This window comes from Streptomyces gossypii, from assembly GCF_025165795.1.
In the GTDB taxonomy this organism is placed as follows: Bacteria; Actinomycetota; Actinomycetes; order Streptomycetales; family Streptomycetaceae; genus Streptomyces; species Streptomyces gossypii.
Map to the genome: position 1 here is coordinate 53,721 of NZ_JAJAGO010000003.1, position 20,125 is coordinate 73,845.

At 70.2% G+C, this 20,125-nt stretch carries 18 protein-coding genes; 14 read left to right on the forward strand and 4 right to left on the reverse strand.

Annotated features, from left to right (window positions below; translation table 11 throughout):
- Positions 1 to 226: 226 nt before the first annotated feature.
- The 7 genes from LHJ74_RS06740 to LHJ74_RS06770 all read left to right on the forward strand — a co-directional run bounded on the left by LHJ74_RS06740 (position 227) and on the right by LHJ74_RS06770 (position 5,152).
- Positions 227 to 1,216, forward strand: coding sequence for a Sco1979 family transcriptional regulator (locus tag LHJ74_RS06740; RefSeq protein ID WP_260216627.1), 990 nt, complete (start codon positions 227 to 229; stop codon positions 1,214 to 1,216).
- A gap of 52 nt (positions 1,217 to 1,268) precedes the next feature.
- Entirely contained in the window at positions 1,269 to 2,087 is an 819-nt protein-coding gene (locus tag LHJ74_RS06745) for an SAM-dependent methyltransferase (RefSeq protein ID WP_260216628.1), read from the forward strand.
- A 13-nt stretch (positions 2,088 to 2,100) separates the two neighbouring features.
- Complete coding sequence (locus LHJ74_RS06750) at positions 2,101 to 2,418, forward strand: DUF2087 domain-containing protein (protein ID WP_260216629.1); 318 nt, start codon at positions 2,101 to 2,103, stop codon at positions 2,416 to 2,418.
- Positions 2,419 to 2,481: 63 nt separating this feature from the next.
- The gene (locus LHJ74_RS06755) at positions 2,482 to 2,928 is read left to right on the forward strand and encodes a nitroreductase family deazaflavin-dependent oxidoreductase (protein WP_260216630.1); all 447 of its coding nucleotides are present in this window, start codon (positions 2,482 to 2,484) and stop codon (positions 2,926 to 2,928) included.
- A gap of 247 nt (positions 2,929 to 3,175) precedes the next feature.
- Positions 3,176 to 3,832, forward strand: coding sequence for a hypothetical protein (locus LHJ74_RS06760; RefSeq protein ID WP_260216631.1), 657 nt, complete (start codon positions 3,176 to 3,178; stop codon positions 3,830 to 3,832).
- Between the two features lie 59 nt (positions 3,833 to 3,891).
- Entirely contained in the window at positions 3,892 to 4,281 is a 390-nt protein-coding gene (locus LHJ74_RS06765; RefSeq protein WP_260216632.1) for an antibiotic biosynthesis monooxygenase, read from the forward strand.
- A gap of 4 nt (positions 4,282 to 4,285) precedes the next feature.
- On the forward strand, positions 4,286 to 5,152 hold the full coding sequence (locus LHJ74_RS06770) for a helix-turn-helix domain-containing protein (protein WP_260216633.1): 867 nt from the start codon (positions 4,286 to 4,288) through the stop codon (positions 5,150 to 5,152).
- A 22-nt stretch (positions 5,153 to 5,174) separates the two neighbouring features.
- Here LHJ74_RS06770 and LHJ74_RS06775 read toward each other — a convergent pair whose 3' ends face one another.
- Complete coding sequence (locus LHJ74_RS06775; RefSeq protein ID WP_260216634.1) at positions 5,175 to 5,537, reverse strand: hypothetical protein; 363 nt, start codon at positions 5,535 to 5,537, stop codon at positions 5,175 to 5,177.
- A 146-nt stretch (positions 5,538 to 5,683) separates the two neighbouring features.
- Here LHJ74_RS06775 and LHJ74_RS06780 point away from each other — a divergent pair, with 146 nt between their 5' ends.
- Both LHJ74_RS06780 and LHJ74_RS06785 read left to right on the forward strand, forming a co-directional pair.
- On the forward strand, positions 5,684 to 7,327 hold the full coding sequence (locus LHJ74_RS06780) for a PucR family transcriptional regulator (protein ID WP_260216635.1): 1,644 nt from the start codon (positions 5,684 to 5,686) through the stop codon (positions 7,325 to 7,327).
- A 214-nt stretch (positions 7,328 to 7,541) separates the two neighbouring features.
- Entirely contained in the window at positions 7,542 to 8,912 is a 1,371-nt protein-coding gene (locus LHJ74_RS06785) for a type III PLP-dependent enzyme domain-containing protein (RefSeq protein ID WP_260216636.1), read from the forward strand.
- A gap of 676 nt (positions 8,913 to 9,588) precedes the next feature.
- Here the strand turns inward: LHJ74_RS06785 and LHJ74_RS06790 are convergent.
- On the reverse strand, positions 9,589 to 10,380 hold the full coding sequence (locus LHJ74_RS06790) for a FadR/GntR family transcriptional regulator (RefSeq protein WP_260216637.1): 792 nt from the start codon (positions 10,378 to 10,380) through the stop codon (positions 9,589 to 9,591).
- A gap of 211 nt (positions 10,381 to 10,591) precedes the next feature.
- Between LHJ74_RS06790 and LHJ74_RS06795 the strand changes: the two genes are divergently transcribed.
- On the forward strand, positions 10,592 to 11,749 hold the full coding sequence (locus tag LHJ74_RS06795) for a trans-sulfuration enzyme family protein (RefSeq protein WP_260216638.1): 1,158 nt from the start codon (positions 10,592 to 10,594) through the stop codon (positions 11,747 to 11,749).
- 52 nt (positions 11,750 to 11,801) lie between these two features.
- Positions 11,802 to 13,295, forward strand: a complete 1,494-nt coding sequence (nhaC, locus tag LHJ74_RS06800; RefSeq protein WP_260216639.1) for a Na+/H+ antiporter NhaC — start codon at positions 11,802 to 11,804, stop codon at positions 13,293 to 13,295.
- A gap of 65 nt (positions 13,296 to 13,360) precedes the next feature.
- Here nhaC and LHJ74_RS06805 read toward each other — a convergent pair whose 3' ends face one another.
- Positions 13,361 to 13,825 (reverse strand): DUF1801 domain-containing protein, encoded by a 465-nt coding sequence (locus LHJ74_RS06805; RefSeq protein WP_260216640.1) that lies wholly within the window; start codon positions 13,823 to 13,825, stop codon positions 13,361 to 13,363.
- A gap of 108 nt (positions 13,826 to 13,933) precedes the next feature.
- On the opposite strand from LHJ74_RS06805, the gene LHJ74_RS06810 reads away from it, so the two are divergent.
- The 3 genes from LHJ74_RS06810 (at position 13,934) to LHJ74_RS06820 (ending at position 16,503) form a co-directional block, all read left to right on the forward strand.
- Positions 13,934 to 14,368 carry a helix-turn-helix transcriptional regulator gene (locus tag LHJ74_RS06810; protein WP_260216641.1) on the forward strand — a complete coding sequence of 145 codons (435 nt, stop codon included), beginning with the start codon at positions 13,934 to 13,936 and terminating at the stop codon, positions 14,366 to 14,368.
- Between the two features lie 20 nt (positions 14,369 to 14,388).
- Complete coding sequence (locus LHJ74_RS06815) at positions 14,389 to 14,799, forward strand: VOC family protein (protein ID WP_260216642.1); 411 nt, start codon at positions 14,389 to 14,391, stop codon at positions 14,797 to 14,799.
- A 351-nt stretch (positions 14,800 to 15,150) separates the two neighbouring features.
- The gene (locus tag LHJ74_RS06820) at positions 15,151 to 16,503 is read left to right on the forward strand and encodes a CAP domain-containing protein (RefSeq protein WP_260216643.1); all 1,353 of its coding nucleotides are present in this window, start codon (positions 15,151 to 15,153) and stop codon (positions 16,501 to 16,503) included.
- Positions 16,504 to 16,772: 269 nt separating this feature from the next.
- Here LHJ74_RS06820 and LHJ74_RS06825 read toward each other — a convergent pair whose 3' ends face one another.
- The gene (locus LHJ74_RS06825) at positions 16,773 to 19,643 is read right to left on the reverse strand and encodes an AfsR/SARP family transcriptional regulator (RefSeq protein WP_260216644.1); all 2,871 of its coding nucleotides are present in this window, start codon (positions 19,641 to 19,643) and stop codon (positions 16,773 to 16,775) included.
- Positions 19,644 to 20,125: the final 482 nt, after the last annotated feature.

The window sequence follows — 20,125 nt, forward strand, 5'->3', positions numbered from 1 at the left end:
CTCACCCGTCCCGGAAGTCCGTGTGCTGCCGGGACGGGTGAGGTCCGCGACAAGTGGTGATCACGTGACGACCTCGCCCGCCACAGGGAGTGGTCGTGAGGGTGTGCGAAGGGGCTCACCGGGGGATCCTGAATCCGAAGGCGCCAGTAGTGCGGCCTCGCAGTGGTGCGAAATACCGTGCAAAGGCCGTACCGTGGAGCGGCCGAAGCCAGACGGAGAACGGACCATGCGGATAACCAGGCTCACTGACGACCCATCCGTCAGCACCGAACCGTGGACCGGACCTGCGGCAGCGCGGAGGGCGGAGCCGGAAACGCAACCGGAGTCACTGTCCGCGGCCGGGCCCGGCCCGGACACCGCGCATGCCGGGCACTCGGTGCCCCGGCTGCTGCTGGGAGAGCGGCTGCGCCGCCTCCGCGAAGCCCAGTACCTCACCCTCGAAGAGGCCGCAGAGACGATCCGCCTCCCGATCGCACGCCTCGGCCTGATGGAAGTCGGCCGGACCAGCTTCCGCCCGCGCGATGTCAGCGACCTGCTCACCGCGTACGACGTCCACGACGACGCCGACCGCTCCACCGCGCTCTCGCTCGCCGAGCAGGCCAACGCCCCAGGCTGGTGGGCGCCGTTCAGGGACGTCACACCGGGCTGGCTGCACAGCTACCTGGGGCTGGAGCAGGCCGCCGGCCTCATCCGCAGCTACGAGGTGCAGTTCGTCCCCGGACTGCTGCAGACGCCCGAGTACGCCCGTGCCGTGATCGTGCTCGGCCACGGAGACGCCTCCGACCGGCAGTTGCGGCGCCGCGCCGAACTGCGGGCCCGGCGGCAGCGGATACTGCGCCGCCCGCGACCGCCCCATCTGTGGGCGGTGATCGACGAGGCCGCGCTGCGCCGCCCCATCGGTGGCCCGCAGGTCATGCGTGACCAACTGGAACACCTCATCGCAGTAAGCGAACTCCCGCACATCACCCTCCAGGTGCTCCCCTTCGCAGCCGGCGGCCACTCCGCCGCGGGCGGCCCGGTGGCACTGCTGCGAATGCCGCAGCAGGGCCTGCCGGACCGCGTGTACCTCGAACAACTCCTCGACGGCCACTATCCGGAGGACCCCGAGGACATCAGGTACTACCGGCAGGTCATCGACCGGCTCGTCACCACGGCCGAACCTCCGGCCCGTACGGGAGAACTGCTGCGGGGCATCTGCGAACAGGGCTGGGGCTGACGGGCCTCACTCGCCGTACCTCCGCGCCTCCGTCCGTCTCAGGAGAGAACCCATGGCAGACCAGACCCCCGTGCCGAAGATCGACAGCACTGTGCCGCACTCGGCCCGTATCTTCACCTACTGGCTGGGCGGCAAGGACCACTTCCCCGTGGACGAGGAGGCCGGTGACCGATTCCGCGCGGCCTTTCCCGAGATCGTGGATCTCGCCCGCGTGGGGCGGTACTTCATCGGGCGTGTCGTGGGGCACCTGATCCGGGAGGAGCGGGTCACCCAGTTCCTGGACATCGGCACCGGACTCCCCACGGTCGACAACACCCACGAGGTCGCCCAGCGGCTGGAGCCGCGTGCACGGATCGTGTACGTGGACAACGACCCGCTGGTCCTCGCCCACGCCGAGGCCCTGCTCACCAGCACACCCGAGGGCCGTACCGCCTACGTCGACGCGGACGTCCACGACCCGGAGCGCATCCTGCGGGAGGCGTGGAAGACCCTCGATCCCGGACAGCCGGTAGCCGTCCTGCTGATGGGCATCCTGGCGCACGTCGAGGACTACGGCGAGGCGCGGTCGATCGTACGGCGGCTGATGGCTGAGCTGCCGCCCGGCAGTTTCCTCGCCGTCCGGGACGGAGCGGACACCGACCCGGCGTACCGCACGGCCATCGAGGGCTACAACAAGAGCGGCGCCGTCCCGTACCGGCTGCGCAGCCCCGAGCAGATCGCCGGGTTCCTGGACGGCCTGGAGCTGGTCGAGCCCGGCGTGCTGCCCTGCCCGCACTGGCGCCCCGAGGCGGCGGACCTCTCCGACCCCTCCGTCGGCATCGCCCTCTACGGCGGCCTGGCAAAACGCGTTGTCCCGGAGGCGGACGGCTGAGAGGCTTCCGCCCATGGCCGACAACGGATCGAGCAGTTCGCAGGGCGTGGCCGCACTCTTCTCCCAGGGAAGACTGACGGCGATCCCCCGGAAGACCGCCCGCCGCGAGCAACTGCTCAAGCACCTCGCCGAGACGCTGTTCGAGCCGGACCGCGCCTACAGCGAGCCCGAGGTCAACACGGCACTGCTGACGGTGCACGAGGACTGTGCGGCACTGCGCCGCTACCTGATCACCTCGGGCCTGCTGGCCCGCACCAAGGACGGCAGCAGCTACCGGCGACCGCGACACGCCGGTGCGCCCAGGGAAGAGTGCGCCGAATTCCGTTGTTGAATCGGCCGTAGCGGCGCGCTCCTGCGGGCTTGCGGAAGATCGACGACGGGACGGATGGTCACCATGCCTCTTGAGGGCGAGTACGAGCCGAGCCCCACGAAGTGGGTCCGCGACCAGGTCGAGCTGTACGAGAGCTCGGGCGGTACGAAGGGGACGACGATGCGCGGGATGCCCGTGATCGTCCTCACGACCCGTGGCGCGAAGAGCGGCAGGATCCGCAAGAGCCCGCTGATGCGGGTGGAGCACGACGGCGCCTACGCGGCCGTCGCCTCACTCGGCGGCTCGCCCAAGCACCCGGTCTGGTATCACAACGTGGTGGCCGACCCCCGCGTCGGACTCCAGGACGGCCCCGCCCGCCAGGACATGATCGCCCGCGAGGTCACCGGCGACGAGAAGGCTCTCTGGTGGGAGCGCGCCGTGGCGGCCTACCCGGACTATGCCGACTACCAGAAGAAGACAGACCGCCAGATCCCGGTCTTCGTCCTGGAGGCCGCACCCGAAGAGCACTGACCTTGTGCCGCCGCACTCGCCGATCGGCGCCGGAGGGCGGGTCGTTGCCTCTACAGTTGGGCCCACGTGTGGGACATCGGGGGAGACGACCATGCACTTCTGCATGCACTGTGGCGCACCGTGCGAGGCTTCGACAGCGGTCTCTTGTCCGGGCTGCGGGCTGCCGCCCGGCCGCATGCCATCTGCTCAGCCATCCGGTCCGCAGCCCGGCCTGCCGCCCGGTCCGCCGCCTGGCATGCCACCCGGCATGCCTCTCGGCACCGTCCGGCCCGTTGGCGCCGAGCCCGGCTATGTCGGTGTGGGGTCCATGGCCCTGCCCCAGTGGCTCCTGTGGGTGCTGGCGGTGCTGCTCGTTGCGGGCGGCGTGACTGCCTACGGCCTGGTCGCCTCCTCCGACTCCGCCTCTGATTCGGCCTCGCATTCGTCTTCCGGATCCTCGCAAGACCCGGCGGGCGCCGCCCCGTCGGCCTCCTCCTCTTCGGACGGGAAGGAAGAACCGGAGGAGCCCGCCGGCGACCCCACAAGCGTCGCGCCGGGCGACGTGTCCTCTCCCGAGGAGGAATCCACACCCGAGGAGGAACCTCCGTCCGAGCCGGAGCCCTCGCCGTCCTCCCGGGACGCGAGCGCGGTAGTGAGGAGTTTCTACGGGGACATCAACGACGAGAACTACTCCGGCGCTTGGGAGCTCGGCGGCAAGAACATCGCCGGCACCTCTTACCAGAAGTGGGTGGACGGATACGACACCACGGCGATCATCGAACTCAGCGCGGTGAACACCAACAGCGCCGGTGAGGTCAGCGCAGTCCTTCGCGCAACCCAGAACGACGGCTCGGTGCAGGTGTACCGGGGCACCTACACGGTGGAGAACGGCGTGATCGTCAGCGCCGACATCACTCAGAGCTGACCGCCTGCCGGTCCCCTCTTGACGCGCGCAGGATCGTGGAAGCGCGGCGGCCGGAGCCGGTGGAGCATCGTTCGGACGGCGAGCCGGTGGAGGGCACGATGATTCGGCGGATATGGCATGGCTGGACGACCTCGGCGAACGCGGATGCCTACGAACGGCTCCTACGGGAGCAGATATTCCCCGGCATCGCAGCCCGGGGCGTCACGGGCCTGCGTGAGCTGGAGGCGTGGCGCCAGCAGGCGGGCGAGGAGGTCGAGTTCGTCACCGTGATGTCCTTCGACGATCTCCGCGCCGTCGCCGATTTCACCGGAGGCGACCCGGCACTTTCGGTCGTACCCGAGGCGGCCCGCGAGCTGCTGGCACGGTTCGATGAGCACTCTCGGCACTACGGCCTGGTCATCACGGCGCCGTGCGACACCGGGCCGCACTGCGAGCCGTGGGTACCGTAGGCCGGTGACCAGGCTCAAGCCTTCCGCCCTGGTGGCCCGGACGCTGGCCGACGCCGGGGATGTCCGGGTCACCGAGGTGATATGCCACGCCCCCGCGGACGCCCCCGGTGCACAGGAGGCTGGTCGGCTGCGCCGCCTGATCCTGCCGTTGCGCGGGGTCTTCTCCTGCGCCGGGCGTGGGACCTCGTACGTCCTGGTGCCAGGCAGCGCCATGCTGCTGGAGCCCGACGAGCCGTACCGCTTCGGCCATCCCGTGGACGGCGGAGACGAGTGCGTGGTGGTCGCGATGGCAGCGGAGGTCTGGGCAGAGGCCACGGCGACGGAACGCCCCTTTGCCGAAGGGGAGCGGCTGGTACTGGATTCTCGTGACGTGTTGCGCACCCTGCTGTTCCGCACCGCCGCCGCGCGTCTCCACGACGACCCGCACGCCGTCCGCGAACTCGCCGTGCTCCACCTCGGCGAGCTCACCGAGCGGTACGGCACGTCGGGTCACCGTCCCCATCCGGTCCCGCCCTCCCAGCAGCGGGCCGCCCACGCCGCCGCCGCATTCATCGCCGCGCACTATGCAGAGCCGATCCCGCGACTTCTGGACGCCGCAGCGGGGGCCGCCGCTTGCTCGCCCTACCACCTGGCCCGGACCTTCCGTCTCGTGCACGGGGTGACGCTCCACGCATACCGGGAACGGCTGCGCACGGCCTCAGCCTTGCAGGCCCTCGCCGACGGCGCCGAGAACCTTGCCCAACTGGCGACCTCCCTCGGCTATGCCAGCCATGGTCACTTCACGGAACGCCTGCGGCGTGCCGTCAGCTCATCACCCTCGTGCATACGGGCCACGTTCCAGGAGACCGCTGGCACGGTGCCGGGCACCTGACTCCGAGGCGAGGGAGCGCACTTCACGGCGTAGTGACGGTCATGGCATGAACCCCGAGCACCACGGCGACGGCGAGGCACGCCACGGCGATGCCGGCGGCGACGTGCTGTCCGGCGGGAAGGCGGCGCGACCGGAAGACGCTCAGCACCGAGCAGATCCAGGCGAGGGAGACCAGCCGGGGAAACCAGGTCTCCGCCCGGTCGTTCACCTCGTGACAGTGCTGGGCACGCGGTCCGGTCTCGCCGAAGTGGTAGAGGCAGTCGCTCCCGAAGTTCTCGGTGCCCAGCCCGACGAGCCCCCAGCCCGCGGTGACGAGGGCGGCGGCGGCCAGCGCGACGCCGAAGCCCAGGCGGCTTCCGGTGCCGCGCGAAGTGACTGTGTCCATACCGGTCTTCCCTCTCCACGTGCGGCAGGTGAGGTGACTTCCGGGGCCCGGAGCGGGGTTGGCCGAGCCCCCTGCACGCCTCGCCTCGTTCTCGTGACACCTCCTACACTCACTGTCACATACTGCGCTGACGCGAGGGGGACCGGATGGCGCTGAACGGGTTACCCGAGCAGGGGGACGCCGCCGCATCGGGGCTGACGCTGGAGAAGCTGCTCTCGGTCATGGGGGCCGGTGCGCTGGAGCTGTGCATGGCTCCACGTGGCCTGGGAGCCGTGGTCGAGGGAGTGACGGTGCTGGACTCGCTGGAGCCGGGGCCGCCGCGGGGGCAGGTGCTGCTGGCGGTGGGCGTCGATCCGCAGTCGGCCGCCGCCGTCGATGTCGTGCGCGATGCCGCCGGAGCGGCGGCGGTGGTCTTCGGACGGGGCAAGTCAGGGCAGCTCCCTGAGGCGTTGCGGGCCGCCGCCGACGGGGCTGGTACGGCGGTGGTATTCCGGACTGCGTGGTTCGGCTGGACGGAGTTGGTCGGCGCCCTCCGGGCGGGCCTTGCCCTGTCCGGAGTTACCGCCGATCCGGGTGTGGCGGCTGCCCCGCTGGGCGACCTCAACGGGTTGGCCGACGCGGTGGCGGTGCTGGTCGGCGGCGCGGTGACGATCGAGGACGTGGAGTCCCGGGTCCTGGCGTACTCGTCCACCCAGGAGGACGTGGACGAGTTGCGCCGGCTGACCATTCTCGGCCGTCGGGTGCCGGGGTGGCGAGTCTCCGCCATGCAGGAGGCCGGATTCTTCCGGGCGTTATGGAGCACGGGGGACGTCGTTCACCGGCCGGCGCACGGAGAGAACCCCGAACGCCTGGTGGTGGCCGTCCGGGCGGGCGGGGAGATCCTGGGATCGATCTGGGTGGCGGCCGCGGGCAGCGACCTCGCGCCACAGGCTTCCGACACGCTGCGGTCGGCAGCGAGGGTGGCCGCTGCACACCTGGTCCACCACCGGTCGTACTGGACGCACGCCCGACTGGTCGAGGATGCGGCCCGTGCGCTGCTCGACGGGCGGGGAACCGCAGGCATGCTGACCGAACGCGCCGGGATCCCGACGCACGAACACTGCGCCGTCCTGGCGGTGCGCCCCGGAGCCTCCCGGAAGGGCGCCGAAACCGGAAAGCTGTGCGCCCTGCTGGCGGTGTGCTGCGGCGCCTACGATTTCAAGTCGGTGGTGTTGCCGTCCGACCAGGGGGCCCTGGTGCTGCCGGGCGGGCTGCACCAGGACAGGCAGCGGGCCGTCGAACAGGTCGCCCACCTGGGCAAGTCGCTGGCCCGGCAGGTGAACGATGCGTTCGGGCCGGGAGCGAGAATCGGTCTGGGCACGGTGGTCGAATCCCTGGCGGACCTGCCCGAGTCCCGCCGGTCGGCCGACCTGGTGCTGCGGGCCCTGCTCTCGGCGGGCGAGCACCGCGCCGTCGCCAGCGCGAGCGAGGTGGCCGAGACGATCGCGCTGAACCAGATCATGGACGAGCTGACGGGGCTGGCCCTGGCACCGGAGACTCCGGTGGCACGCCTGGTGGCCTTCGACGCCGGACATGGCGGGGGCACCATGGTGGAGACCCTGCGGGCGTACCTCGACCACTTCGGTCACGTGCCTGCCACCGCCCGGACGCTGGGTGTGCACGCGAACAGCCTGAGGCACCGGATCAGCCGGCTCACCGAGGTGTCCGGGCTCGACCTCGGCAGTCCGGACGCCCGGCTGCTCGCTCAACTGCAACTGCGCCTTCTCGAACGCGGCAGGCGGGAGGCGTGAGCACTCGGGGCGCCGCCACGAAGGGAGGGCGGCGTCTTCGTACCTGAGCACAACAGGAGGGGCGCCACGCCCGAGAGTTCGCTCCACGGTGAGAACCGCGCACCGGAACACTGGGACTCACGCCGAAGACACCCGCACCGCTCCGACGAGAGTCTGGTGATCCGCCCGACAGCATCCGTGGGCGGCCGACACCTCGGCTCAGGGAAGGTGCACGATGAGTGGTTCCGACAAGGCAGACCGGCGTGAGCGGATTCTGGAAGCAGCCGTACAGCAGGGGCTCCTGGATTCCGAGGCAGCCGTACTGGCCGGATTCATCGACCTCGACGGCGTCAACGAAACCGTCACGTCCCTGCGGGACGCGTTTCCCGACTCGCTCCGGGTCCGGCACGCGTTCGCTGCCAAAGCGAACTGCCTGGTTCCCGTACTCGAAGAGCTGCGTCACAGCGGCATGGGCTGCGAGGCCGCCAGCGCCGGCGAGCTCGCCCAGGCGCTGGAGGCGGGCTTCGCACCCGAACAGATCGTGTTCGACTCCCCGGCCAAGACGCGGGCTGAACTGGTCCAGGCACTGAGCCTGGGGATCGCGGTGAACGCGGACAGCTTCCAGGAGCTCTCCAGGCTGGACGAGATCCTCGCGGCCCGCGGTTCCGGCTCGCGGATCGGCCTGCGCATCAACCCCCAGGTCGGCGCCGGCTCGATCACTGCGATGAGCACGGCCACGGCCACTTCGAAGTTCGGTGTCCCCCTGGAGGACGGAGACAACCGGCAGCGGCTGATCCAGGCGTACCGGGACCGCCCCTGGCTCACCTGGGTGCACACGCACGTCGGCTCGCAGGGCTGCCCACTGGAGCTGATCGCCCAAGGCATCGCGAAGGCGGTGGCGTTCGCCGAGGAGGTCAACGACCACCTCGGCCGTCGACAGGTGACCGGCATCGACATCGGGGGAGGGCTACCGGTCAATTTCGACAGCGACGCCTCGACTCCCGGCTTCGACACCTATGTGGCCCGTCTGCGCGAGCACGCGCCTGCCCTCTTCTCCGGCGAGTACGAGATCGTCACCGAATTCGGTCGCTCCGTCCTGGCCAAGAACGGGTTCACCGCCGCCTACGTCGAGTACACCAAGACCGTCGGCGGCCGTCCCATCGCGATCACCCACGCCGGCGCGCAGGTCGCCACGCGGACCGTCTTCGCCCCCGACGCCTGGCCGTTGCGGGTCGAAGCCCATGACCCCCGCGGCCGGGCCAAGAGCAGCAGGCCCGTGCGGCAGGACATCGCAGGCCCGTGCTGCTTCGCCGGTGACCTGCTGGCACGCGACCGTATGCTCCCCCTCCTCGACGCCGGCGACATCGTCGTCCTCCCGGACACCGGCGCCTACTACTTCTCCACCCCCTTCCACTACAACAGCCTTCCCGAACCGGCAGTTCACGGCGCCCGCATCGATGACGACGGCCGGGTCGCCTTCCGACTGCTCCGCCCCGCACAGGCTGTGCATCCCGTCCCGGCCCCTCGGGCCAGGCCGGACCGGGCAAGCACGCCTGGACGCCCGGAGAGGACCACCACGCGAAGGAAGCAGGTGCAATCGTCATGAACGTACGGCGCGCCCGTTCAGGGTGCTCATGGGAGAAGACGACCTCCCCGGACCGATGGGGGGCCGTCGGACGACGGCTTTCCGTCACGGTGGAGCGCTGCGGCAGGACGGCTCGTGGTTACGGGCGGTGGTTGTCACGGCGTCGGCGAATCGCGGCCGACCAGTTCCTCCGCGGTGCGTGTTATGGGACGGGCACGGCCGCCGTGGGCCTGTTGGCGGTATGGGCGCAGACCCGCTGACGACGGCAGCAAACAACCCCCGGGCCGTCGGCCTGGGGGTTCGGCGCGAAGCGGGCGACGGTAATCGGATGTCCTCAACTACTGCCTCACAGGTCGAACCAGGAACGCAGGATGCGTGTGGCGATACCGTGGGTGCGGTTCTCGGAGAAGGTGTGGTGAAGCCATTCTGGTGCTGCGTTGACCACGCGGCCGATATCCGGGATATCCGTCAGCTCCAGGCCCTGCTCCGTTCGCCGCCGATGAGCTGCATTCGCAGGTCGGGGCCCTCGACCTGTTCCTCGAGGAGCCAGTCGCGCTACCGCGAGGCACCACTGGCAGCAATGCCGGCATGCGACGGCACAGGCCGCACATTCTGACCGGGGACACCAGTCCATGAGGAACGGGACGCAGCCACGCCGTCGAATCCTGCGGGTCCGGGGCGGAGAGCACTCGACGGACTACTCGGCCTCGTCCCCCTCGGGGCGGCTCTCGATCTCCTGCAACGTGATGTGCAGGTGGTACTCCATCGCCGCGACCGCCTGCGCCGGATCACCGGTCAGCACGGCGTCGAGCAGCTCCTCGTGCTCGGTGGCCGAGCCGGCGGGATCGGCGCCGGTGGCGAGGTAGCGACGGTGGCTCTCCTCCCGGCTCTTGGCGAGTGAGCGCTCCAGGGCGTCCAGGATCTGGGTCAGGCTGATGTTGCCCGCGGCCGCCACCAGTGCCTGGTGGAAGGCGACGTCCGTGCGTATCCGGGTGGGCATGTCGAGCGGGTCGGCGCGCTGCTCGGCGATCGCCTCGCGGGCCCGTGCGATGTGGGGCCGGGTCTGCGGCTCCTCCGGGCCCGCGATGCGCTGCGCGGCGAGTCGGGCGCCGTGCACCTCGAGCGCCTTGCGGATCTCGGTGAACTCCATGAGGGCGCGCTTGTCGCGCAGGAACGCGTACGCGACGAACTTCTCCACCGGCAGTGCGTTCGGCGAGGCGACGACGGCGGGTTTGCCCTGGCGGCGCTGCACCAGGCCGCGCGTCTCCAGGGTCTTCATCGCCTCCCTGAGCACCACCCGGCTGACCCCGAACCGCGTCGCCAGCTCACCCTCCGGAGGCAGCTGGTCCCCCGGTGTGACGTCCGGGCCTACGCACAGCTCCTCGATGAACTCCACGACCTGGGTGGTCAGCGACCGTGGCCGGGCGCGCATCGCGCCGCCGCGCCCTGCCGGCTGCCGCGTGGACGCTCCCTCCGCCGTGTCTCCCAATGCGTTCGCCCCTTAGTCGGATCGGCCTTCGCACCTGAGCTTACTGAGCGGCCTGCGCGGTGCGTACGGACCGATGCCGGACCGGTACCGATCGTATCCGTTCGCCGGAAGTGTTGACCACATAGCAGCTTATATTACAAGCTACCTCCGATCGGCGGCTCACAGAGGAGCCCGCCGGCGTCCGCACGCAAGTCCGCCACGGAGGGCGCAGGTGAACAGCACCGACCAGCAGATCTGTATGGGTGCGTGGAACGGCCCGGGGGCGGAACCCGGTGCCGTGGCGCCCCCCATCTATCAGACGAGCCTCTTCACCAAGCCGTCCTTCGAGGAGTTCATCCGGCAGCAGGCCGCCGAGCACGAGAACTTCGTCTACAGCCGGGGAACCAACCCGACGGTCGCCTTCCTCGAGGAGCGTCTCGCGCTGCTCGAGGGCGGCGAGGCCGCGAAGTGCTTCGCCTCCGGCATGGGTGCGATCGGCGCCGTCCTCGCCGGCCTGCTCCGCGGCGGTGACCACGTGCTCTTCGTCAACACCGTCTACGGCCCGACGACCGAGCTCGCGCGGCACCTCGAACGCTTCGGCGTGGACCACACGATCCTCACCGACCCGGCCGCCGGCATCGAGGAGCACATCCGGGAGAACACGGCGCTCATCTACGTCGAAAGCCCGGGCACCATGCTGATGAAGGTCGTGGACGTCCCGGCGCTGACCACGATCGCGCGACGCCGCGGCATCCGCACGGTCATGGACAACACCTGGTCCACACCGCTCTACCAGAAGCCGCTCGCGGCCGGCGTGGACCTCGTCGTCCACTCCCTGACCAAGTACGTCGGCGGACACAGCGACGTCATCGGCGGCGCGGTGATCGGCTCCCGGGAAGTGATCCGCGAGCTCTTCTACCAGGGCTACCAGCTCTTCGGCGCCGTCATGTCCGCCATGGAGGCGTCCCTCGTCCTACGCGGACTGCGGACCCTTCCGGTGCGGATGGAGCAGCACCAGCGCAACGCACGCAGCGTCATCGACCATCTGCGCACGCACCCCGAGGTCATCACCGTCCATCACCCGTACGCCGAACACGGCCCGGACGAGGACGTGATCACCTCCCAGTTCAGCGGCTTCTCCGGACTCCTCAGCTTCGAGCTGCGGGAGGGCACCTTCGCGCGGGTGTCCCGGTTCATCGACGCCCTGAGTCTCTTCCGGATCGGCCCCAGCTGGGGCGGCTACGAGAGCCTCGTGACGTCACCGTCGCGCTCCACCGACGACCCCTCATCGACCCCGTGGCCCGGCCTGATCCGGCTCTCCGTGGGACTCGAGGGCGCGCAGAGCCAGATCGAGGACCTCGACCGGGCCTTCACGTCGCTCGCCCGCTGACGGCAACCGCACGCCAGCACAAGCCCCAACTGCTCTTGCCTGAGAGGAAACAGTGAAGTTTCGACAGGACACGGCGTCGGCCGACCAGGCCGGGAAGCATCCGCTCCCCCCACCACGGCTCGCCGTGGCGCTCATACCGGTGGTCATCACCCTGGCGATCTTCGTCGGTGGCATCGGGATCATGGAATTCCCCGCGGAGCTGATGCTCATATTCGCGGCCATCGTCTTCACGGTCTTCGCCGCCTGGCAAGGCGTCGGCCTGGACCAGGTCCTCACGGACATGGGCGAGAAGATCAAGCGGGCCCTGCCGGGCATCCTCATCCTGCTGAGCATCGGGATACTGATCGGCACCTGGATGATCGCGGGCACCGTCCCGCTCATGGTCAACTACGGCCTCGAACTCATCAACCCGTCGTACCTGTACGTCCTGTCCTTCATCGTCACCGCCGTCGTGGCCACGTTCACCGGGACGTCCTGGGGCGCGGGCGGCACGATCGGCGTCGCGCTCATCGGCGTCGCCTCCACGATGGACGTCTCGCTGGCGATCACCGCCGGTGCCGTGGTCTCGGGCGCCTACTTCGGCGACAAACTCTCACCGCTCTCCGACACCACGAACATGAGCTCCCTGGCGGCCGGTGCCAACATCTATGAGCACATCCGCCACATGCTCTACACGGCGCTGCCCTCCTCGGTCCTCGCGATCGTCGTCTTCCTCCTCGCCGGGCTCTCGATCGACGCGGGGTCGGTCGACCTCCACGTCATCGACCGCACCATCGACGAGGTGCAGGGACACTTCACCCTCAACCCGGTGCTGCTCCTGCCGCCGGCCGTGGTCCTCGTCGGCTCGATCATGCGCAAGCCCCCGTTGATCGTGCTCTTCGTGTCCTCGGTCACGGCCGGCGTCCTCGCCGTGCTCGTCCAGGGCTTCAGCATCGCCGACACGTTCGACGCCGCCGTCTCCGGTTTCACCACCGACATGCTGTCCAGCGACGTCTCGGCTCCCCTCACCGAACTGCTCAACCGCGGTGGCCTGTACTCGATGTACAGCTCGGCGTTCTTCGTCTTCTGCGCGTTCTTCTTCGCCGCGGCGATGGAGAACTCCGGCGTCCTCCGCCTCCTGCTCAACAAGCTGATCGACAAGCTGCGGTCAACCGGCAGCCTCATCACGGCCACGCTGCTCTCCGGCTTCACCGTCATCAACGGCACGTCGAACGCTCTGGTCACCTACTTCCTCATCAACGACCTCTACGGCGAAGCCTTCAAGAAGCGGAACCTCCACCCCACCAACCTCTCGCGGAGCATGGAGGACTCGGTCACCCTCACCGAAGTCCTCATGCCCTGGACCGTCTCCGGCGCCTTCTTCGCCTCGACGCTGGGCGTGGCGAACTTCGACTTCCTGCCATGGGCCGTCTTCTGCTGGAGCGGCATCCTCTTCTCCGCTCTCCTGGCCTACCTGTCGCCCCTCACCCGCGACTTCGGCATCCGCCGCCTGGAACCGGAGCCCCAGGGAGCACCGGAGCCCCAAAGGGAACCGGCGAAGAACTGACCGGGGGAGCCGAGCGGCGGCAACGATCCGCTCGGCTGGTCCTGGCCTTCACACGCGGCGCGGTGTCAGCTCACGGACTTCTTGACGAGGGTGGTGATCGTGTTCTCGGCTTCGTCGCCCAGCTCGGTCACGGCGTAGGACGTGGGCCACAGGCCGCCGGAGTCGTCGAGGTTTGCTTCGGGGGTGAAGCCGAAGGTTGAGTAGCGCTCTTTGTCGACGTGCCCGCTACGGAAGAAACACACCACCTTCCCTTTCCTGGCGTAGGCCGGCTGTCCGTACCACAGCTTCGGCGACAGTTCCGGGGCGTTCGTGGTGACGATGGCGTGGATACGTTCGGCCACTGCGCGGTCCGACGCCTCCATCTCCGCGATCTTCGACAGCACGCCGAGTTCCTCGGCGGCTCCTTTGCTGCCACGACCACGCTTCGCCTCCTTCTTCAGTTCCGCGGCGCGCTCCTTGATGGCAGCACGTTCTTCCTCGGAGAACCCGTCCGTGCTCTTCTCGCCCTTCGTGCCGGTGTTCGCGCTCATTGCTGTCACTCTCCTCGTCGTGATCGGCGTGCAGTGCTTACGACGCTAGCCGTGCTGAGAGACCTGGCGCTTCTCGATTCCTGATCGATGCATGGAACGATGGCGCGCATGGGCCATGGGCGTGCGGAGACGCACCGTTTGCGCGACATCGCCGTGATACGTCGTGTCCGCGACCGGATCGATCGTGAGTACGCCAAGCCGCTGAACCTCGAAGCACTGGCCCGTGCGGCGCACATGTCGGCAGGGCACCTGAGCCGGGAGTTCCGCCGCGTCTACGGTGAGTCTCCGTACGCGTACCTGATGACCCGACGCATCGAACGGGCGATGACGCTGCTGCGCCGCGGAGACCTCAGCGTCACCGAGGTCTGCTTCGCGGTGGGCTCCTCATCGCTGGGCTCGTTCAGTACGAGGTTCACCGAACTGGTCGGCGTGCCGCCCGGCGCCTACCGCCGCGAACACTCCCAAGCCGGCGCGGGGATCCCGCCGTGTCTGGCCAAGCAGGTGACCAGACCGGTCAGGAATCAAGAAGCCGGCGCCCGGTAGCTCTGCTTAGCGTGATGCACATGAACATCACCATCCACCACACCTTCCTCCCGCACACCGACCCCGAAGCCGCTCTGGACTTCTACCGCGACACCCTGGGATTCGAGGTCCGCGACGACGGCGGCTACGAAGACATGCGCTGGATCACCGTCGGACCGGTCGGCCAACCCGGCACCTCCATCGTGCTGCACCCGCCTGCCGCCGATCCGGGCGTCACCGACGAGGAGCGACGCACCATCCTGGAACTCATCACCAAGGGCGCCTACACCGCCATCACGCTGGCCACCGACGACCTCGACGGGCTCTTCGACCGCCTCCAGGCCGCAGGTGCCGATGTCGTCCAAGAACCCATCGACCAGGACTACGGCGTCCGCGACTGCGCCTTCCGCGATCCCGCCGGCAACCTCATCCGCATCAAGCAGCAGACCTGAGGAATCGCACCGTTCGCCGTCTCCGCCGAGACGGCATGGTCCCAGGGCATCCCTGACCTGTTGCTCCCGCAGCTCCGGGTGGGCCGGGGTGCGGGAGCAGCGAGACAGCGTCACCACACCGCCGTGCGTACGTCCACGTGAGATCGGGGCAGGCGTAGCCATTCGGTTGCCGGTGTCGCATCGCATCGCGTGGCAACGGGCCGTGTGGCGTCACAGAGCGTGAGGGAACCCTCAGCCGGGGCCCGGGCGTTGAGCAGATCACCGACGAGGTCAGGCCGGCGGCCGAGGACCGATGGGCGGCCTGGGGCCTGGGGCCTGGCCAAGGGGCGGGACAGCGGACAGGGGTAGCCGATGAGTGACTTGATTCCCGGGGGCAACCAGGCGCTGCCGGACGGCGTGCTCTCGATTCGGGTGCCCGGCCCGTTCGACCTGTCGGTGCTCATCACGGGCGACGGCGGAAAGGTGACGGGGGACGGCGATTTCGTCTTCTTCAACCAGCCCTCCGCCCCAGGTACCCAGCTGCGCGGCGACACGGTCACCGTGGACCCTCGGCGGCTGCGGTCCGGGGCGAGCCGGGTCACCGTCGTCGTCAGCCCCGCCGAGACCGGGACGCCACTGGGCAGGCTGCCCGCGCCGCTGATGAGCGTCACGGGGAGCACCGGCACCCCGCTCGCCCACTTCGCACCGGAGCGCCCGACAAGCGAGAGCGTCCTGCTGCTCGCTGAGATCTACCGACGTGGCGACGGATGGAAGATACGGGCGCTCGGCCAGGGATACGCCGACGGCCTGGCGGGGGTGGCCCGCGACTTCGGCATCGACGTCGCCGACGACGGAGCCGCGCCGGGTGTCGGGGCGGGTGTCGGGGCGGGCGCTACGCCGGGCAGCCCGGCTGCCACCGCGCCCGGCGGCCTGCCCGCCGGGCCCTTCCACGCGTTCGTCGGCGTCGTCAACGCCCAGCGGGCCGGCGTCGGCACCCCGCCGGTAGCGCCGGACGCGCGGCTGGCCACGGCCGCCCAGACCCACGCCGCGAGCATGGCCGCCCAGAATCGGCTCGACGCCGGGGGCCCGGACGGGACGTCTGTCTTCCAGCAGGTCACCACCTGCGGGTACGCCTACCTCTTCCTCGCCGAGGATCTGGTCTCCGGGCCCCGTACACCCGCCGCGTTCGTGGACTACTGCCTGAGCCAGGAGCCGGGCCGTTCCCCGCTGCTGGACGCGACGTTCACCCAGGTGGGGCTCGGCCAGGCCACCGGCGCCCGCACCGGCGACGTCTACTGGACCGCGCTGTGGGCCCAGCCCTTCACCACCGACGGCCTGGCCCGGACGGCCACCGAGGTCATCGCACTCACCAACGCCGAACGGGCCCGGGCCCGCCTGGCACCGCTGACCGGCGAGACCCGGCTGACCACCGCCGCCCAAGCGCACAGCGCCGACATGGTCGCCCGCGACTTCTACTCCCACACCACCCCGGAGGGGCACGAACCATGGGACCGGGCCGCCGCCGCCGGATGCACGCACCGGGGGATCGGCGAGAACATCGCCTGCGGCCAGCGCAGCGCGGCCGAGGTGGTCGACGGATGGATGAACAGCCCCGGCCACCGCGCCAACATCCTCAAGCCCGACTTCACCCACATCGGCATCGGCTACGCCACCGGCGGCCGGGCGGGCACCTACTGGACCCAGCTCTTCGGCATGTCCCGCTAAGGGCTGTCCGGTGGATCTTCTCGGGCCCGCGACGCCCGGCACCGCGCCTCGCCGCGTTGTCCTCAGTCGCCCGAGCAGCCCACTACGATCCGCCGGACATGCCCTACGGCCAACGCCGGTGACTGAAGTTCCGTCCTGCCGGGTGCTGGTGTCCGGTGCGGGTGGTGTCCGGTTGCGATGCTCGGCCCGTTTGAGCGGCCTGGATTCATCACGCCTGGCCTCTGCCTCTGGGTGGGCGGCTACGAGGAGCTGCGGAGCACCGTCGACTTCTACGACGAGCTCACCGGGACGCCGTGAGCGCCGTCTCCGGACCCCCGACCGATCACCGCGTCGTGGCGGTGCGCGGACGTCAGGATCGTACGGGCGCGCTCCCACTCGGCGTGCGCGCCCTGCGGGTCGCCCAGCAGCTCCAGTGCCGTGCCCAGCACCTCGTGCAACTCGGCGACCCGGTCCGCCGGGGACGGGTGCTCCCGTGCGTGGCCGATTCCGATCCGCGCCCAGTGCGCCGCCTGCACGGGGTCGCCGAAATCGCGGTGGCACTCGGCGAGGGAACTCGCCGCGTCCATCCGCAGGCCCGGCGTCGTCCCCTGGCGGTAGCTGAAGAGGAGCAGCCGACTGGCCTCGGTCTGGTTGCCCAGCCTGACGTGGCAGAGGCCGATGTTGTTGGAGAGGGCCGCGGCGGCGCTGCCGAAATCGGCCGACCCCAGCGACTCCAGCGCCTGCGTACCGTGGGCCACCCCCTCCTCGTACCGCTCGGCCGCGCCCAGCGCCGCGATCAGGTTCATGGTGGTCAGCATCGCGTCCTGCTTCCGGCCGAGTTGCCGGAAGAGCGCCCACGCCTCCCGCAGCATCGAGATGCTCTCCTCTCCCTGGCCCTGCTGGCCGCGGACCTTGCCGAGCTGACCGAGCGCCACCGCACGGGCGAAGGGCTCGCCCCGGCGCTCGCCCACCCGCAGGACCAGCGCGCACAGTGCCTCCTGTGTCCGCCAGCGCACCCGGAGCTTGAGGCAGTTCTCCAGCGCACGGAGCGCTTCCAGGGCGAAGTCGGAGAGCGGAGCCCCCGTACCGTCCAGGGGCACGTCGTCGTACCGGGGGTCGGCCAACTGCCCGGCGAGCGAGACCACGTCCGGGAGCGCCTCCTCGGCCCAGTCCAACGCCTCGCCCGGGGTGGCGAACGACAGGCTGTGCGGGAAGCGGGTCCCGCCTCGGAGGTACCGCCCGGCCAGGATGCTCAGGCCCGCCAGCGGCTCGTTGACTCGGTAGAGCGCCCCGAGGTACCAGCGGGCCAGCCCAGCCAGGCCGGAATGCAGCCGCGCGGCGGGCAGCAGGGCCCCCTGCTCGGCGGCGACGGCGCGGACCAGGTCGTGGGGCTGGTACAGATCCGGGCGCGGTGCGCTCACGATCTGCGAGTCGGCCAGGCGCTCGAGCGCCTGGCCGCACAGCGCGGGCGTCGAGCCCGCGAGCGCCGCCATGGAGGCCGCGCAGAAAGACCCCACCGCCGCCACACCGAGCAGCGAGAACAGCTCCGCGGCCTGGCGGTCCACCGGTTCGTGGCCGGAGGAGAGCTGGTCGATGCCGACCAGCAGGCTGGCGCGTACGTCGAGTTCGGCCACGGCCAGCTCGTCCAGGCGGCGGTGCTCGTCGCGGAGCAGCCGCAGCCAGTCCGCGAGTCGCCACCGGGGGCGGGCGGCCATCCGCATCGAGATGATCTGGAGGGCCAGTGGAAGTCCACCACAGAGCGCGGCCAGTGCCTCCCACTCGTCCGTCGCGCCACCCGACTCCGCATGCCCGGTGACCAGTTGGACCAGCTCCACCGCGTCGGCGGTGGGCATCGGAGCGACGTGCAGATGCTGGGCGCCCTCGATGCCCAGCAGCGGTGCCCGGCTGGTGACCAGTACGGCCGACTCCGGCGAGACCGGAAGCAGCGGTGTGATCTGCTGGCCCGTCACCGCGTTGTCCAGCAGCATCAGTACCCGCCGGGTGCGCAGCTGCCGGTGGTAGCGCGCGAGCGCCTCGTCCAGGTCGCCGGTCGGGTGGTCCTGCGTCACCTCCAGTGCGCGCAGCAGCACCGACAGCGCCTCATCAGTTCCGGCGGGCGCCCGCGCCGGGTCGGCCCCGTGCAGGTCGACGTAGAGCACCCCGCCGGGGAAGTGGTCGGCGACCTCGTGTGCCAGCCGTACCAGCAGGGCCGACTTCCCCACCCCGCCCGGCCCGTCGATCATCAGCCGGGTGGGCGCCGGAGCCTGACGCAGCAGGACCGCCCGGGCGCGGGCGAGCTCCTCCCGGCGCCCCACGAAGGTGCCGACGGGCGGCGGCATCGCGGCAGGGTGGTCCATCTTCCGTACGGGCGCCACGGAGTACCGTGCCGGAGCCGGTGCGGCGAGCGCCGGGCGCGTGGTGGGGACCGCCAGCAGTTGCGGGTCCTCACGCAGGATCGCTGCTTCCAACTCCCGCAGCTCGGGCTGCGGCTCGACACCCAGCTCCGCGACGAGCGTGTCCCGGGTGCGGCGGAAGACCTCCAGCGCGTCCGCTGTGCGGCCACTGCGGTGGAGCGCGAGCATCAACTGCCGGGTGAACTGCTCCCGCAGTGGGTGCTCCCGTACCAGGGCGGTCAGTTCGGCCACGACGCTCCGGTGCCGGCCGAGCGCCAGGTGGGTCTCGAAACGCTCGTGCAGCACGGCCAGCCGCAACTCCCACAGGCGGGGCGCCTCGACCTCCCGCACCGGGCACTCGCCCAGGTCGGAGAGGGGTTCGCCGCGCCACATGGCCGCCGCTTCGTCCAGTAGCGCCGCCCGGTGCGGATCCTCAGACGTCAACCGGCGGGCGCGGTCCAGCAGGGCGTCGACCCGCTCGGCGTCGCTCTCCTCGGCCGCCAGTGTCAGGCGGTAGCACCCGGGCTCCGTCCGGAGCCGGTCCGGCGGCAGGACCCGGCGCAGTCGCATCACATAGGTACGCACCGTGGTGCGGGCGCCGTCGGGCGGCTGGTGCCACAGGCTCGCCGCCAGCTCCTCGGCCGACAGCGAATGCCGGGGGTTCAGGGCGAGGGCGGCCACCACCGCGCGGAGTCGCGGGGCACCCGGCAGTAGCAGTTCACCGTCGTCCCCCACGACCTCCAGCTGACCGAGTGTCCGGATGTCCATGAACGGTCCCTCCTGCGTGCCCGTGACATCGCTGTCTCCTGCGGTGTTGCGGCTCCGCCGAGTCTAGGGTCTCTCGTTCGGATCTGGCTGGGCTTGCCCTGGCCACCCACCCCGCCGCGTGGGTGTCACTCGCCGACGATCCGAGTCGGCTCCCTCCTGCGCCTTGCGATCCGGCCTAGGCCGTCCCGGTACGAAGCGTTCCGTTCGGGCGGTGAACCCGCCTGTGTGGTGGGCGACTTCAGCGGGATTCGGCCCAAAACCTCAGTCTGCCGGGTACGGCTGGAAACTCCCGATTCACCGGATGTGACAGCTGTGTGTCACGGCGGGCGAACGCGGTTGTGACGGCCGTTCCCTAACGTGCGGTCATGGGCTCCATCGCTCGTGATCGGATCGTCGGCGACGCACCCGTCCGTTCCGGAGTCGGCGGGCCGCCGGGCACCGGCACCGTCCGCGTCGAGTGGGGTTGACGCCGAGCGATGTAC